This window comes from Actinomadura sp. 6N118, from assembly GCF_044326415.1.
Lineage (GTDB): Bacteria > Actinomycetota > Actinomycetes > Streptosporangiales > Streptosporangiaceae > Spirillospora.
Window position 1 is genome coordinate 361,771 of sequence record NZ_JBIRAZ010000008.1, and the last position, 13,405, is coordinate 375,175.

A 13,405-nucleotide genomic window follows, 5' to 3' on the forward strand; every position below is an offset into this window, starting at 1 on the left:
ACCGGGTTCCACATCGTCCCGCCGACCGGTCGCCGGAGCGGGTCCACCCGATCGAGCTTGCGGTACTCATGCACGGCCATCCCGCAGAATCTGCGCATGGACGTTCCGGAGTTGCTGCGCCAAGCCATGGCTCTGATCCCGGGCGACGCGAGAAGCGACGCCGGCCTTGCGGCCGGGGATGTGGTGGAGTGCCTCGACCACCATGAGTTCGAGTTCGCATTCGACATCCTGGAAGACTTCTACGGACCCCACTGGCAGACTGACGAGTATTGGGACCTGCTAGCGAACGCAGCCGAGCAGATGCAACTCGACGCTTCCTGGTGCCGCTGGCGCAAGACAGAGACCCGCATGGGCATCATCCGGGCCGACCTCCAACTGACCGATCCTCAGACCGGCGGCCGCCGCACCGCGATCCCAGGGTCAGGAGTGCTGCGACCAATGTGGGCGCTCAACTCCGCGCAGCAGCCCGGCCTTCACGCCGCAGCGATCTGGGTCGAATACATGCCCGAGTTGCCACCAGGCGGACACGGCCCCGTCCGACTTGCCCCGCTATCCCCAGAAGCCTGGAGACACCTCACTCCCGGGGACGTGATCACAATGCATGAACGACAGCCGGTGGCCGGAACCGCGACGATCACAGAGATCCTGGCCCCGCCGTCCACCAAGTAGCCGACACCAGCTCGTCAGCAACCTGCGCCAATCTTCAGAGCCCCGGGTCTCCAGTCCAGCTGTGATGCTTACCAGGCCGTCGCGTAACCGTCGATGTAGTAGGACTTGCCTGGCTCGGGCGGCGGACAGGACAGGATCTCGATCACCTGCGGCCAGAGTTCGGGTGTGATCGGGTACGAATCGCTGAACCACTCGTCGTCGCCGTAATCGAAGAGCTCGCGGACCCTGATGAACTGCTCGCGGCTGATAGGAAAGGCCCCGCTGAGCTGCCCATCTCGATTGTCGAACGACGTGAGCTGCCATTCGGTGTTTGCCCCGTCATACATCGACGGATCCGGTCTCATGTCGGGAGTCTGGCATCCGGTCGGCACCGGCAGCGAGTGGATTTGCGGTGGCGCGGCCTGGTGCCTGCCGTTCAGCCAGGCTGCAAGGCGGGAACATCGCCGGAGACCAGCGCCCACGCTTAACACTCCGGAGGCTTGGCCGTGGCCTCCAGAATCAGCCTTGCCATAGTGCCGACACCGGACTCGTAGCATGCCACGCGCCTCCTCCGAAGCATCCCGTTCGTCATCGTCCCGCGCTCCGCCGACAGTCGGCTTCGAATTCGGGCTGCCAAGCCTGAGGCGTGATGTCACTCCTGGAGCTCAAAGGAACGTGGCCATGGCCGGCTGACCCCGCCTCCGAAACTCCTGCCCCGCGCGGCCGCGTACCGTTCTTGCCAAGCCCTGCGTGACTGGAGCGTCCATTGACCGTCATCGCGACGTTTCTCGACCGCCAACTGGCCGCAGATGCCAAGTACGGCGGACGGATGGACCTGGATGAGTGTCCGCCGCTGCCTCCGGCGCTCGATCGACATCTGCGTTCCTGCGCCCGGCATTCGGCCGCCCAGCCTCACGCCAACCAGGAGATCCGGGCCCGCTGCACCCAACGCCCCGTGTTCCTTCGGCTGCTGGCCTACGTGTACGCCGGGATGCCCGGCTACCGGCCGATCTGGCAGCCGATCTTCACCGACAGCGGTGTCCCCTCTGATCCGGTCGCCGACCTCCTGCTGGAGCGCTGGCGCGGCGAGGAACGCCTGGCTCGCGAGGCCATCGAGGAAGCGGGCCTGGACTTCGACTGGCGGGAAGTGGACCGCCAAGATGGCCAGGGCCTGGTCGTCGACGGGGTCGGTCGCCCTCTCTGGGAGGCCGCCGTCTATCCCGAGGACGGCTACACGATCTCCCGCTACGGGCCAGGCCGTGTTCTCCGCGAGCTGGCGGCCCGGCGCGAGATGCTGGCGAGCCTCGACCTGTCTGCCAAGGCCGACCAGACCATCCTCCGCCTCCTCGCCGAGCCATATGCAGGATGGTGACCAGAAGGCGCGGGGCCGATCGGGCTGGTGAGTCCCGCTGATCACCATGTGATCGGGCACGCAACGGGCACGGGCCAGCGCCGTGGGAATATGGGGGATGACCACTGACCAGGGCGCTCATGAGCACGTCAAGGTCTGGGCTGGCGCCAAGTCTGATGGGGAACCGGTCTACGAGTTGGTGCCTGCAGAACGACTGGCTGACGGGCGATACAAGCTCGTTGGTACGCCTGCGCTCGTGCTCGGGTGTGCCGCGGGCGACATCGTGGCCTTCGACGAGGCGATGCGAGTTCGAGTGCTACACCGTGGCGGCAATCTGGCAGTCCAAGCGGGCCCGGTCAAGGAATTCGTCCCCTCGGATGTCGATCGGTTGCGCGAGGCGATGACTCCGCTGAATGGGCTGGTTGAAACTCCTGCCGATCTACGGTTCATCGTTGTGACCGTTCCTGCGGCTGCGGGCTTCCCTCGCGTTGAGTCGATCATGGGCGACTGGGCCGCTACGGCCAACGCCGAGTGGTGGTACGGGAACGTCACAGACGACAGGGGCGCCCTGTTGAACTGGTGGTAGCCGTCGCGTGGTGCCCGGTCTCCGTGACAGCTTGGGCATGCGGCGTAGCCGCTGTTCTTCCCCCACCTTCCTCCCCCGCCCTGCGCGACCGGGCCGCTCGTTCCGTGATTGTTCCGCGCGGCCCTCTCATTGGGGACGCAGAAGCAGGGATGATGTCCCATGGCTGAGCCGCTGCTTGCCGTTGTCCGGGTTCCAGTTCAAAATTCACGGGTGGACAAGGCTCTGGAGGAGGAGTGGGACGCCTGGGAGGCGTACGCCGACGAGTACGACACCCATCACTTGGATGAAACGAAGACGTGGGTGCCGCCGAACCTGGGCGCCCTTGTGAGGGCGGTTCGCCGGACGTCACTTTGCCGTTGGTCTCCCAGCGCCAGCCATGCGTCTCTTCACCTGTGTGCTGGGGTCCGGTTTGATGCGGAGCGGTCCCCAGCCTTCGTGGCCCGCAACCGTACCGATGGTTACCTGGTCTATCCGCGATACCCCCGGGGCGGGGTCGACGATATCCAACCGACCCTGGTGACGAATTCGGCTACAGAAGCGGCGGCCGAGCTGGAAAGGCTCCTGACGGACTGGAACCCGCTGCCCCCAGCCAGCCCCACCTGAGATTCCCGTTTGCTGCACAGACGCTCCCACCGCTCCGGAGCGCTCGTTCGCGCGGACGGCGAGACGGTGTGACAGAGTTTGGCGCGCGAATGGGCGCTCCGGTTTCCAGGAGGGGTCTGGGGAACCACGGGGTTCCCCAGTCGTACACGCTCAAGGTGAGACATCGCCCATCGACCGCATGAGCGGGCTGCCGTCCAATGCCGTAGGCACCCGTAGGGTGAGCAACGCGAGTTGGCCGGCGGCCTGCGCCCGTTGACTCTGAGCGGTGGCGCGGCCTGGTGACTGCCGTTCAGTGGGTGGCAAGTCGGGGCGTCGCCGATGCGCGGCCGGGCGCGCGCCGCTGGAGACCGGCGCCCACGCCGCACGCTCCGGCGGCGGAGGCGGCGGGCCGCGCAGCGGCGCGAGCGCCGCCGCCCTTGAATCCCTAGAAGCTCCATTCGGCAGTGATCGCTGGCTCTGCGCCTTGTTGTTGGTGGTGGGCAGGCGGACGTGACTACGCTGGGCCGGTATGAGGGAGCCTCAGCCTGGACGCCAGTACGCAGACTCAGGGCTGCTTGAGAGCGTCATGGATCTTTACATCGAGACGGTGCAGGAGGGAAATACTATGCCGCTGACCAAGAACGGGGAATTGGTCGCGGTGATCGTCTCGCCTGAGGTGGCAGAGGCTGGACTGCGCGCCCTGGGCCGCGCGTCCTGATCCGTGATAGCTAGATGAGCCTGCTTGTGAAGCCTGCTTCGACCAGCCTTCGGTAGGCCGCTTCGACTTGCTCGGGCATGTCTTGCGGGATCGCGAACCCTCGCTCTGGGTAGACGATGATCCGCTGTGTATCGCCAACAAGCATGCTCATGACGCGGTGCACGTCACCGATGCTTTCGATGTACTCGTTCAATGGGAGCGGCCGTGAGGCGCAGATGATCTCAAGCTCGGGCCAGAGCTTCTTCGCGGTGGAATAGGCGCGCCGCTGCTGGTAGGGCCGCGAGATGAGAATGGCCGACTGCACCGCGATCCCATGGTCAGCGAGAAGTTTGCGGGTGAGGTCGATGTTCTGGCCAGTGTTCGTGGCCTTCGGCTCTACAAGGATCGCCTCATCGGGAACGCCCAGCTCGATGGTGTGCTCGCGATAGTGGACAGCTTCGCCGCGTGGAAACCGGGTGACTGTCGTTGGCGCGTTGGCGCCGGTGAAGACGATGCGCGGAATGATGCCACGGTGGTAGAGCTCGGCTGCAAACGTGGCCACGCCAAGATCATGGCTCCCTAGCCCAATGGCGGCATCGCTCGGCCGGATCGTGTGGTGCATATCGTGGTAGTCCCAAAGAGTTTCCACGTCCGCCCGGTAGGCATCGGGCAAGGTCACCTCAGGCAAGACTGCTCCTCATTCGGGGATCTTGAAGCTGTACGACCAGGCGAATCGCGAGGCGGCATGAACTCCGCGAGCGAACTCGACGATGCGACCTTCGCGCGTGAACGTCCTGCGCTGGAGAATCATCACCGGTTCTCCCGCTGGTAGCTGAAGAACGTCGATCTCCGCGCGCGCTGGCATCCGCGTATAGAAGCTCTCCGCGTGACAGCCGCTCTCCTCTAACCCCGTCGGGCCATCGCCGGACCTCGAAAAGAGCCGTCGGCACGCCGACCGCTGAGCGCATCGAACGCGTGCCTGACCCAGCCGGGGCGCCGGGGTTGCGCATGACGACCGTGGTCGGGCCGGGGTGGTGTAGGGGATGTGGTCGCGCGCCACGCCACGCCGGTCGTCGGCTCGTACAGCCCGGCGCCGTTCGGTGACGGTGCTGGTTTCCGGGCCGCACGAGGTTTCCCTCGGCTCTGAGGGCGGCTGACAGCTTCGATGCGCTGGCTCAGTTCCTCCGGCGTTGATGCCTCGACGAGACAGTCGTTCACGATCGCCCACCAACTGCACGTCGCCGCGCCGAACCAGATACACAGGTCCGGGAATCGGTCTTTCAGGGCAGCCTTCACCGAGCCACGCTCCAAGGCCATGACGCCCGTGGCGGCGGTCATTTGTTCCTCACCGCCGGAATGTCGTACTTGAGGTACCCCACTACTGTGAGCACCGCTTCGTCGAGCTCCTCGACCTGAGCGATGGCTTCGTTCCAGCTGGTGAAGAACCAGAACCGGTCGCCATCGTCAGGCCGCCGCCGGCACTTGATCGTGTCGGCGAGCGAGGGAGTGTCGAGGTTGCGGACGATCAGTCCTCCAGGGCCCGCTTCGACGGCGAGCCCGACCGCGGTAAGGCGGGAGCCCAGTGCGGCCAACCACGTAACGTTCGTGGTCATCGTCGGGAGGACCGGTGTCTTGTCGGTCTGCCTGGGGCGATCGAAGATCTTGCCGAGCTTCATGCGGATGCTCCGTGTGGTGAATGTCTGGGGGAGTGCACCGCGTGCGTCGCCGTTGAGACTTCGGCTGATGACGCGCACCCCACGTGGGTTGGTGGATACGCCGCCCGGTCCCTGGCGCTCCCGGCCGAAGGTCGACGTGTCCACGCCTAGAAGCGGGCGGCGACCTGATCGGCTTTGACCCGCTGGGTAATGAGTTCTCTCCGTAGATCGTCGGAGGAGGGTTCCGCGAGGGTGGGGTAAACCCCGACGTTCTCACCATGGCGCGTTGCCATCCACATCCCGCACGAGTCGTCACCGCGCCTGGCTCGCCAGAGGCGCCAGCCGGGATGGTCTTGCTGCAACTGCGCGAGGACGTCGCTCTCTGACGTCATGGCGTAATCACTCCCCGTCACAGGTACTGGGCCCGGAAGACTCAGCGTCTTCCGTCCATCGCTGACGGTTCGATGGTGGCCGTCGACATCCGGCCCAACTGACACACTTTGTGTCACACCTGCTGAGCAGGACTTATATCGCTCGGGCCCACTCCGCGTAGCGGATAAGTGCATGGGAAGGTGCCTTATGCAATCGCAGCAAGGTCACCAGTCCGTCGCGTACGTAGGAATGTTCGCGAACGTGCTGGGGGGCGATCCGCCGCGCCACCTGCAAGGACTCGAACGCATCGTCGCGCAGGCCAAGCCAGAGTTGAGCACGATGAAGATCGATAAAGAAGTGGGATCTTCGTTCAGCAGGCAAGGTATCGGGTGGCGCCCAATTACCCGCCGCTTCGATCGCGCCAGTTGCGTCGCCGAGTTCGACGGCCACTGAGACCTCGTGGATGCGCAGCGACGCCGGTCCGAACGCAGTGCCGTTGTAGATACCTTCGGGGACTCGCTCTGTCAGCCGCCGCGCCTCTCTGAAGTGTTCTTCGATCACTTGGGGATCTTCTGAAAGGCGCGCAGCCACGACAGCCGCCCGCATGTGAAGCGCACCGAAAGAGGCCTGGCCTGCGGTCGACTCTGGCACCACGAGGTTAGCCAAGGCATCTTCAAGCGCTCTGAGTCCCGCTTCAAGATTGCTGCTGGCGAAAAAGACCTCGGTCCGGACGTAGGCGGTGGTGGCGGCAAGCACCGGGTTCTCTGCGCGCCGGGCGGCCCAGCGCATCAGTTCGATCAAGCGCGCTGACAAGTCGTAATAGCCGTACTTGTAGGCGACTGCATCGGCCGCACGGTAGACGGCGGTGAGGAGCTCGGCGGCCTCCCGCCGCATGGCTGCTGGGCCGGTATGAGTGGCACGTGTGAGTTCGGCCAGCAGGGGAGGCGCTGTTTCGGCAAGTCGGCTGTACTGCGAGGTAAGGCGTTGCTTGGTTGCCGCCTCGGCCGCAGTTCGTAGCTGAGCCATAGACCGAATTGGGCCATCATCAGGCAAGTCGTAAGCGTCGATGGCAAGCCGAATGGATGGAATTGCAGCATGTACGCGGCTGTTAGTGTGCGGTCGTCCCCCCGTCAACGTGTCGACGTGTCGGCCCAGGGCGTCTGCGACGGCCTCCAACACGCGGTCAGTAGGGGCTCGGCTTCCTTGTTCCACTTTGCGCAGAATGCTTAGGGAAACATGGGCAGCCTCAGCCAATTGAGCTTGGGTCAGACGACGCGCGATCCGGATCGCGGCTATACGCCTACCGATCTCTCCGTCATCACTCATTGACACTCGTCGCTCCCCGCAGGTGTCCACGGGCACCGTACTGCTGTCAACCGGTCTGCGGACCCCGATCACGCTTGTGTGACCAGCTCAGCAAGGTCTGTCAGTTGAGCGACGCGCCAATCTGCGGCTTGGACGGTCGCAGGCTCATCCGCCCATAGGTAACCCCAGGGGCCGCGCCGGATCAGTGCAGAGCGGAGGCCTGCAGTCTTGGCGGCGACGACGTCGTTGTCCCGGTGGTCGCCGACGTAGACAATCTCACCCGGCTCGCCCTGCGCCCACTCAATTAGCCTGGCGTAGAACCGGGGATCAGGCTTAGCCACCCCCCACTCCTCAGACGTCGCGATTGCGTCGGCGGGGAGGTCGAGCGCGCGCAGCAGTTCAGCGGCACGAGCGGTCTGATTCCCCGCGATCCCGACCCAGAGGCCATGGGCACGGAGGGCAGAGAGCGCTGGCCGGACATCGGGATAAAGGTCTGCCTCGCCGATCTGCTCACCAACGCCGGCGGCTTCTCGCCCTCTCCGCTCTGCTGCGACATCGAGATCTGGGCGGATAAGCCGCAATGCGTCGGCGTTGTCGCGCCCCTGTACTGTGACGGCGCCGACAAGTGCTGACAACGTATGCGGGGGGACGTTGAGCCAGTCGGCCCAGGCACGCCATTCCCTGGTGTCGTCGATCAGCGTCTCACCGACGTCAAAGACCACTGCACGAATCACACCGATCAGCTTACGCAAGGACCAAAGGGGACATTGTGGATGCTTTGGGGTGAAATGCCGGGCGGCGTGATGCGTGGTGAAGGGAGGCCCAGGACTTACGTATTGAAGGGGTCGGGGGTGCGGGGGCGGAGCCCCCGCAGGGGTTTGGGGCGGAGCCCCGATGAGACTGTCCGAGCGGAGCGAGGGCCATGCCTTTTGGGTGAGGGAGCTCAAGGGACTGGGGCCAAGGGCTCGGGGACACGGACGCTCCCATCCATGAGCTGGATGGGGGCGTTCTGGTGTGGAGCCTAGGGGATTCGAACCCCTGACACCTGGCTTGCAAAGCCGATCATGACCATGATCGCTGACCTGCCACTTCACTGACCAGCGACGCAGCGCCGATCTCCCCACGAGCGACCGTGAGTCCCCGTTGATCACCAACCGATCGGGCACGCAACGGGCACGCCTCAGGTCACTCCTTGATGGCTGTTACCGATCATCAGTAGTCTGCCTGCGTTGGAGACCGGTCTGAGCACCCATCAGGGTCCGCGGCTCAGGGAGGGTGGGTACGGAACCACTCCCGGATACGTCTCGGAGTAGGCAGAATCCCGTGACCCCACCCTCCTTCCGGCCGGGTCGAAGCTTTGAGAGCCACGTGCCCGCCTCCGCGCAGCCATCGACCGCCGGTCCGGAGTGTCCATTCGCGCGGACGGCGAGACGGTGTGACAGAGTTTGGCGCGCGAATGGGCGCTCCGGTTTCCAGGAGGGGTCTGGGGAACCACGGGGTTCCCCAGTCACACACGATCAATGCGAGACAGCACTCGTCGCCTACGTGAGCGGGCTGCCGTCCAATGCCGTAGGCACCCGAAGGGCGAGCAACGCGAGTTGGCCGGCGGCCTGCGCCCCGTTAACTGTGAGCGGTGGCGCGGCCTGGTGACTGCCGTGAGCCGGGCGGCAAGTCGAGGCGTCGCCGATGCGCGGCCGGGCGCGCGCCGCTGGAGACCGGCGCCCACGCCGCACGCTCCGGCGGCGCAGGCGGCGGGCCGCGCCAACGGCGCGAGCGCCGCCGCCCTTGATCCTAAAAAGCTGAATTCGGCAGCGTGGGAGGGTCAGCGCCCGGAATTCGCCTCGGCGGACTAGGGCTCGTGGATTACTGCCTGGACGATGGCGGCGGTGTCGGTGAGATCGGGGAAGACGACGGTTGCCCCTGCGTCGCGGAGTTCTTGGGCGCTGGTACGGCCGGAAGCGATGGCGATGATGTGGGCTCCGCCTTTAAGCGCGGCTTCGACGTCGCTGGTGGTGTCGCCGATGATGACAGTCGTCTCGGGCGTGAAGGTCACCTGGTGTCGGTCGGCGGCACGCTGGCGAGCGATGTTGACCAGGTTGGGGCGTACGGCGTCGTCATTGCCGTATGCGCCGGAGTCGAGGTCAAGCAGGCTGTCGAGATCGAAGATGCGTAGCTTCTCGACGGCAGAGAGTCGAGGGTTCCCGGTCAGCACCGTCTGGATGACATGGGGGAGATCGGCCAGAGCTGAAAGGGCGGCCTGTGCGCCGGGGAGCGCTCGGCCTCGCCTACGCATCTCGTCGGCTCGCGCGTGGTAGCCATCCGCTTGGGCTTGGACGAACTTGGCGAAGTAGCCGCCGGGGTCTTCGATGTCGTACAGGTCGAGCGTCTCACGAAAGATCACTTGCTCGGTCCGGCCCGTCACGTCGGCCAAGCGATCAATCTGACGTCCGGTTACCTGCTCGAACGCGTCCTTGAAGACCTCGCCTCCGACTCCTCCTGTCTCGATCAACGTGTGGTCGACGTCCCATAGGACGAGTCTGCTCGCTGCCTCAGGCACGCGTCCGGGTCCTTCCTGCTTCTTGGGTCACGGGCTCCCACATGGGGCGCTGGCTGCCTACGCTGGGGGCACTACCCAGTCTCCCCGCCCTTGTGGAGTGAGCGTGACGCAGTCGGACGAAATCCGCATCGGCGAACGGCTGAGGTTCTACCGGAACGGGCGGCACAAGACACAGGCGGCGGTCGCCGGTCTGGCTGGTGTGAGTGAGGATTACCTGTCGCAGATCGAACGTGGGCTCAAGACGCCCACGATCGGACTTCTCCATAAGTTCGCGCGCATCCTCGGCGTTCAAGTCTCGGTCCTGCTGGGTGAGCCGGAGTTTGAGCAGAACGGCGAAACGCATCCAGTGGCCTCGGAGCTAAACCGCGCAATGTTGAGCTACGGCGGTCCCAGGACAGATGTTGCCGTGGACTTGGGTGAGCTGCGCAACCGAGTCGATGCAGCGTGGCGTGTCTGGCAGACGTCTCCGAATCGCTACACGCAAGGGGCCGAGATCTTCCCCGAGCTGGTTGTTGATGTGCAGACGGCGGCAAGAGCGTTCCGTGCTCCTGGCGAAGCTGCTGAACGGCGTGAAGCGGCGCGGATCGCCTCCGACATGTACTTTTTGCTGCGGACGTTCGCCAAGCGCATCGGGCGTACTGATCTGTCGCTGCTCGCTGCTGACCGAGGGATAGCCGCCGCGTACGAGGCAGACGATCCCTTGCGCATGGCGGCGGCCCAATGGAATCTCGGCCACATTCTGCTCGCTCAGAACGAGGCGGAGGCAGCCGAAGCGGCAACCCTGAGCGCAGTAGAGGAATTGCGGCCCCGGCTGGACGATGGCGGTGAGTGGGTCGCGATGAACGGGGCTCTCTGGCTGGTGGCCGCCGTCACCGCCGTTCGACAGGGTGACGCCTGGACGGCACGGGACCGACTCCGCGAACAAGCCTTGCCCGCCGCCCAAGCGGTCGGTGAAGGCAACGTTATGTGGACTGTGTTCGGGCCTACGAACGTCGACCTACATGCGATGAGCATCGAAATGGAGACTGGCGAAGCTGCGGTGGGTTTGAGCATCGCAGATCGGATAGATGTCACCAGTTCGCCATCCCTGGAGCGCCAGACGACGTTCTATCTTGAGCTGGCCCGGTTGAACGAGCAGCGTCGAGACGATGCCGCTGTTCTGCTACATCTGATGAGCGCGGAAGCGAGCGGACCGGAAGACCTGCGCTACAACCTGCTCGCGGCTGATCTCGTGCGTGGTCTGCTGAAACGCGCGCGGCCAAGCATTGCTCCACAGGTGCGGGCCTTGGCAAAGCGCATCGGCCTGGTCGTCCCCTGACACCCGTACCCCTGGACAACCCGAACTGAGAGTTCGGGTTGGCAGCCGAATTCGCTCTTACCGTCCCGTGTATGACACGTGAGCAGACAACGGATGAGGTTCCGTGCTTGAACTGCGGCGGTCGGGGATGGAAGTGGGTTTCCGCGCGGCGGTACCTGCTGGTTTGGCGGCCGGGCTGGATGCCGGATCCGGAACGGCAGAAAGAGTTGTGCAACCTCTGTAACGGCACTCGCCGGACGGAGGCGGCTTGATGGCCGCGGGGGGATCGCCGTGGGCGGGCGCGGGTGTTGATCCTGAGGTGCTGGCGTGGGAGTTGCGGCGGCGGTTTCCGGGTGTGTGTGCCTGGCTCGGGGAGTTCACGGGTTCGTGGTGGGCGATCGCGCCCAACCGTAGGCGGCTGGTCGAGGCGGGATCGGCGGCGTCGCTAGCACGGCAACTGGAGGAGCTGGGGGCGCCGCGTCGGACGGCAATCGGCCGAGGGGCGCCGGATGGGGTCGAGGGCGTTTCGCAGACCGGTACGGCGGCGCGAGCGGTGTCCCCGCAGTCTCGCGCCGTCGTACCACCGAACCGGCCGCGTGGTGAGTGGTCTGGGCGACCTCGGCAGACACATCGTGCGCCGCGTCGAGTCAGCGCGGGGCGGCTGCTGGGGGCGTTGGTCGTTCGTGAGGGGGCTCGGTAATGCCAGCCTCAACGCTCGCTACCTACGTCAGTAGTGATCACATCGCGGTTAGCCGGGAACTGTGGGCGATGTTGATTCGCGCGCTGGACGGGGACCAGGCTGCGCGCCAGGACGGCCGAGACGAGCTGCTCAAGGCAGCGCCGACCGCGTGGGATGAAGACCTGGACGCCGGTGAGTGCGCGGCGTGGCAGTCCGGTCGGCCGGTCATCGCTCCCCACGGCGAGGCGTGATGGCGTCCGAGCCTGAGCAAGAGATGTCGGCCGAGCGGCGTGAGGACATCGGCAAGGCGGTATGGGCGTTCATGCGGCTGCTGGAGGTCGTGCCGGTCGTGCGGTGCCCGATGGGGCTGATGCCGCCCCCAGAGTCGCCAACTGAACTTGCGCCTCAGATCGCCGCGTACGGGTCCATCATCGAGCGGGCCGCCGCCCGCCAGCGTGAACGCGAAGAGGAACGCGCACGAAGGGAAGACCAGGAGTGATAGCGATGCGGCGCGGATGGGCCACCTGGCCGAAAGTGTGGATGTTGCGGCTTCTCTACCCCGAGTGGGAGATCGTCCCGGCGGGGAAGGGGTGGTGGAGCTTGCGCCGACCCCCCATACGACGGCACACCCCTAGTGGGCGGCTGTGGCGTGATCTGCGCCGGGTGCACCGGATGTTCAAGCTCGGTGCGGTCCAAGACGGCGAGGACCCAAGAGCGCCAAAACACGGGGACGGATGATCTGTAGGTTCGCGGGGCCCTAGGTGTGACATGCACCTAGGGCCCTGGCTACGCTTAGGCAACTTGTGTTGTCGAGCTGTTGGTAGGTCATGATGTCCGGTCGCGATGCGTACGCCCCGATGTACGTCCAGATCATGGAGACGCTTCGCGCACGGATCGCGGCAGGCAAGTACACCGAGACCGGCGGCAAGCTCCCCTCCGAAAGCGCGCTGATCAAGGAGTTCGGTACCTCGCGCCCCACGGTCGTCCGGGCCTTGAACGAGCTGGAGACGCGCGGGGAGGTCGTGCGCGAACACGGCAAGGGCACATTCGTGCGGGACCGGTCAGATGCCACGGTGGCCGAGCGCGAGCGGCCGGGCCTGGCTGTGCTGGATCGCCAGGAGACCAGCGACACAGTCAAGATGATCCACGTCGGTCGCCAGAGTGCCCGGCCACCGGTTACGGCGCTGCTGGGTGTGGCGGAGTCGGCTCCGGTGCATCTGCGCCGGTACGTGGGGGTGCATGACTCGATCGCTAGTGAGCTGGTCTCGCTGTGGACGCCGTTGGACATCGCGGGCGCTGCTGGCCTGGACCAGCAAGGGCCGCTCACCGTCCCGGTTCGGCGGCTGGTGACGGCTGCGGCGGGTGCGCGGTTGACGCGTGTCGATGAACGGTTGTCGGCGCGGCGGACCTCGGCGCAGGAGGTGGAGGCGCTGGAGCTGGAGGCCGGTGAACCGGTCTTGGCCGTGCTGGCCTCGGTCGTGGATGCGTCTGGCCGCGTGGTCCTGGTAGCTGAAGTGCTGCTTCCCGGCACGCTTCACGAGTTGACGGACAGCTACCCACTGTGATGTGACCTAGCTCACGGCTGATTCTCGAACACTCGACTTGTCGAGTTGCCTTTGATCGCTTACATTCGAATCACTCGATAAGACAACTTATCGAGAGGGCGAGTGGAAGAG

Annotated in this window: 16 protein-coding genes and 1 pseudogene; 9 read left to right on the plus strand and 8 right to left on the minus strand. The window is 65.4% G+C overall.

Annotated elements, in window-relative coordinates; all coding sequences use genetic code 11:
* Positions 1–96 precede the first annotated feature (96 nt).
* Positions 97–669, plus strand: coding sequence for a hypothetical protein (locus tag ACH34W_RS23195; protein WP_395963070.1), 573 nt, complete (start codon positions 97–99; stop codon positions 667–669).
* 68 nt (positions 670–737) lie between these two features.
* Here the strand turns inward: ACH34W_RS23195 and ACH34W_RS23200 are convergent, their stop codons facing one another.
* Positions 738–995, minus strand: a complete 258-nt coding sequence (locus tag ACH34W_RS23200; protein WP_395963071.1) for a hypothetical protein — start codon at positions 993–995, stop codon at positions 738–740.
* Positions 996–1,414: 419 nt separating this feature from the next.
* On the opposite strand from ACH34W_RS23200, the gene ACH34W_RS23205 reads away from it, so the two are divergent.
* The 4 genes from ACH34W_RS23205 to ACH34W_RS23220 all read left to right on the plus strand — a co-directional run bounded on the left by ACH34W_RS23205 (position 1,415) and on the right by ACH34W_RS23220 (position 3,885).
* Positions 1,415–2,020 (plus strand): DUF6221 family protein, encoded by a 606-nt coding sequence (locus ACH34W_RS23205; protein ID WP_395963072.1) that lies wholly within the window; start codon positions 1,415–1,417, stop codon positions 2,018–2,020.
* A gap of 97 nt (positions 2,021–2,117) precedes the next feature.
* Entirely contained in the window at positions 2,118–2,585 is a 468-nt protein-coding gene (locus ACH34W_RS23210; protein ID WP_395963074.1) for a DUF4265 domain-containing protein, read from the plus strand.
* Positions 2,586–2,744: 159 nt separating this feature from the next.
* Entirely contained in the window at positions 2,745–3,188 is a 444-nt protein-coding gene (locus ACH34W_RS23215; RefSeq protein WP_395963075.1) for a hypothetical protein, read from the plus strand.
* A gap of 565 nt (positions 3,189–3,753) precedes the next feature.
* Positions 3,754–3,885, plus strand: a complete 132-nt coding sequence (locus ACH34W_RS23220; RefSeq protein ID WP_395963076.1) for a hypothetical protein — start codon at positions 3,754–3,756, stop codon at positions 3,883–3,885.
* A gap of 10 nt (positions 3,886–3,895) precedes the next feature.
* On the opposite strand, the gene ACH34W_RS23225 is transcribed toward ACH34W_RS23220, so the two are convergent.
* From ACH34W_RS23225 to ACH34W_RS23255, 7 genes and pseudogenes are all read right to left on the minus strand, one after another.
* Positions 3,896–4,543, minus strand: a complete 648-nt coding sequence (locus tag ACH34W_RS23225; RefSeq protein ID WP_395963136.1) for a YdcF family protein — start codon at positions 4,541–4,543, stop codon at positions 3,896–3,898.
* An 18-nt stretch (positions 4,544–4,561) separates the two neighbouring features.
* Positions 4,562–5,125: a UTRA domain-containing protein gene (locus ACH34W_RS23230; RefSeq protein ID WP_395963077.1), complete on the minus strand. Its 564-nt coding sequence runs from the start codon at positions 5,123–5,125 to the stop codon at positions 4,562–4,564.
* A 73-nt stretch (positions 5,126–5,198) separates the two neighbouring features.
* Positions 5,199–5,540: a hypothetical protein gene (locus ACH34W_RS23235; RefSeq protein WP_395963078.1), complete on the minus strand. Its 342-nt coding sequence runs from the start codon at positions 5,538–5,540 to the stop codon at positions 5,199–5,201.
* 504 nt (positions 5,541–6,044) lie between these two features.
* Positions 6,045–6,917 carry a transcriptional regulator gene (locus ACH34W_RS23240; protein WP_395963142.1) on the minus strand — a complete coding sequence of 291 codons (873 nt, stop codon included), beginning with the start codon at positions 6,915–6,917 and terminating at the stop codon, positions 6,045–6,047.
* Between the two features lie 120 nt (positions 6,918–7,037).
* Positions 7,038–7,217 (minus strand): annotated as a pseudogene (locus tag ACH34W_RS23245) (helix-turn-helix domain-containing protein); the annotation flags it as partial.
* A gap of 68 nt (positions 7,218–7,285) precedes the next feature.
* Positions 7,286–7,948 (minus strand): HAD family hydrolase, encoded by a 663-nt coding sequence (locus ACH34W_RS23250; RefSeq protein WP_395963079.1) that lies wholly within the window; start codon positions 7,946–7,948, stop codon positions 7,286–7,288.
* 1,097 nt (positions 7,949–9,045) lie between these two features.
* A complete protein-coding gene (locus ACH34W_RS23255) occupies positions 9,046–9,753 on the minus strand; it encodes an HAD family hydrolase (RefSeq protein ID WP_395963080.1) in 708 nt (235 codons plus the stop codon).
* Positions 9,754–9,856: 103 nt separating this feature from the next.
* On the opposite strand from ACH34W_RS23255, the gene ACH34W_RS23260 reads away from it, so the two are divergent.
* The 4 genes from ACH34W_RS23260 (at position 9,857) to ACH34W_RS23275 (ending at position 13,294) form a co-directional block, all read left to right on the plus strand.
* Positions 9,857–11,071: a helix-turn-helix domain-containing protein gene (locus tag ACH34W_RS23260; protein ID WP_395963081.1), complete on the plus strand. Its 1,215-nt coding sequence runs from the start codon at positions 9,857–9,859 to the stop codon at positions 11,069–11,071.
* A gap of 747 nt (positions 11,072–11,818) precedes the next feature.
* Complete coding sequence (locus ACH34W_RS23265) at positions 11,819–11,980, plus strand: hypothetical protein (protein ID WP_395963082.1); 162 nt, start codon at positions 11,819–11,821, stop codon at positions 11,978–11,980.
* Positions 11,980–12,228 (plus strand): hypothetical protein, encoded by a 249-nt coding sequence (locus tag ACH34W_RS23270; RefSeq protein WP_395963083.1) that lies wholly within the window; start codon positions 11,980–11,982, stop codon positions 12,226–12,228. Before ACH34W_RS23265 ends, ACH34W_RS23270 begins: the two co-directional genes overlap by 1 nt.
* A gap of 373 nt (positions 12,229–12,601) precedes the next feature.
* Positions 12,602–13,294: a GntR family transcriptional regulator gene (locus ACH34W_RS23275; RefSeq protein ID WP_395963085.1), complete on the plus strand. Its 693-nt coding sequence runs from the start codon at positions 12,602–12,604 to the stop codon at positions 13,292–13,294.
* The last annotated feature ends 111 nt before the right edge of the window (positions 13,295–13,405 follow it).

Bases quoted from the DNA above. Each gene is read 5' to 3' on its own strand.
- ACH34W_RS23235 (WP_395963078.1), bottom strand. From the start codon at position 5,540: ATGAAGCTCGGCAAGATCTTCGATCGCCCCAGGCAGACCGACAAGACA.
- ACH34W_RS23200 (WP_395963071.1), bottom strand. From the start codon at position 995: ATGTATGACGGGGCAAACACCGAATGGCAGCTCACGTCGTTCGACAAT.
- ACH34W_RS23240 (WP_395963142.1), bottom strand. From the start codon at position 6,917: ATGGCTCAGCTACGAACTGCGGCCGAGGCGGCAACCAAGCAACGCCTT.
- ACH34W_RS23275 (WP_395963085.1), top strand. From the start codon at position 12,602: ATGGAGACGCTTCGCGCACGGATCGCGGCAGGCAAGTACACCGAGACC.
- ACH34W_RS23270 (WP_395963083.1), top strand. From the start codon at position 11,980: ATGGCGTCCGAGCCTGAGCAAGAGATGTCGGCCGAGCGGCGTGAGGAC.
- ACH34W_RS23215 (WP_395963075.1), top strand. From the start codon at position 2,745: ATGGCTGAGCCGCTGCTTGCCGTTGTCCGGGTTCCAGTTCAAAATTCA.
- ACH34W_RS23210 (WP_395963074.1), top strand. From the start codon at position 2,118: ATGACCACTGACCAGGGCGCTCATGAGCACGTCAAGGTCTGGGCTGGC.
- ACH34W_RS23265 (WP_395963082.1), top strand. From the start codon at position 11,819: ATGTTGATTCGCGCGCTGGACGGGGACCAGGCTGCGCGCCAGGACGGC.
- ACH34W_RS23195 (WP_395963070.1), top strand. From the start codon at position 97: ATGGACGTTCCGGAGTTGCTGCGCCAAGCCATGGCTCTGATCCCGGGC.
- ACH34W_RS23220 (WP_395963076.1), top strand. From the start codon at position 3,754: ATGGATCTTTACATCGAGACGGTGCAGGAGGGAAATACTATGCCGCTG.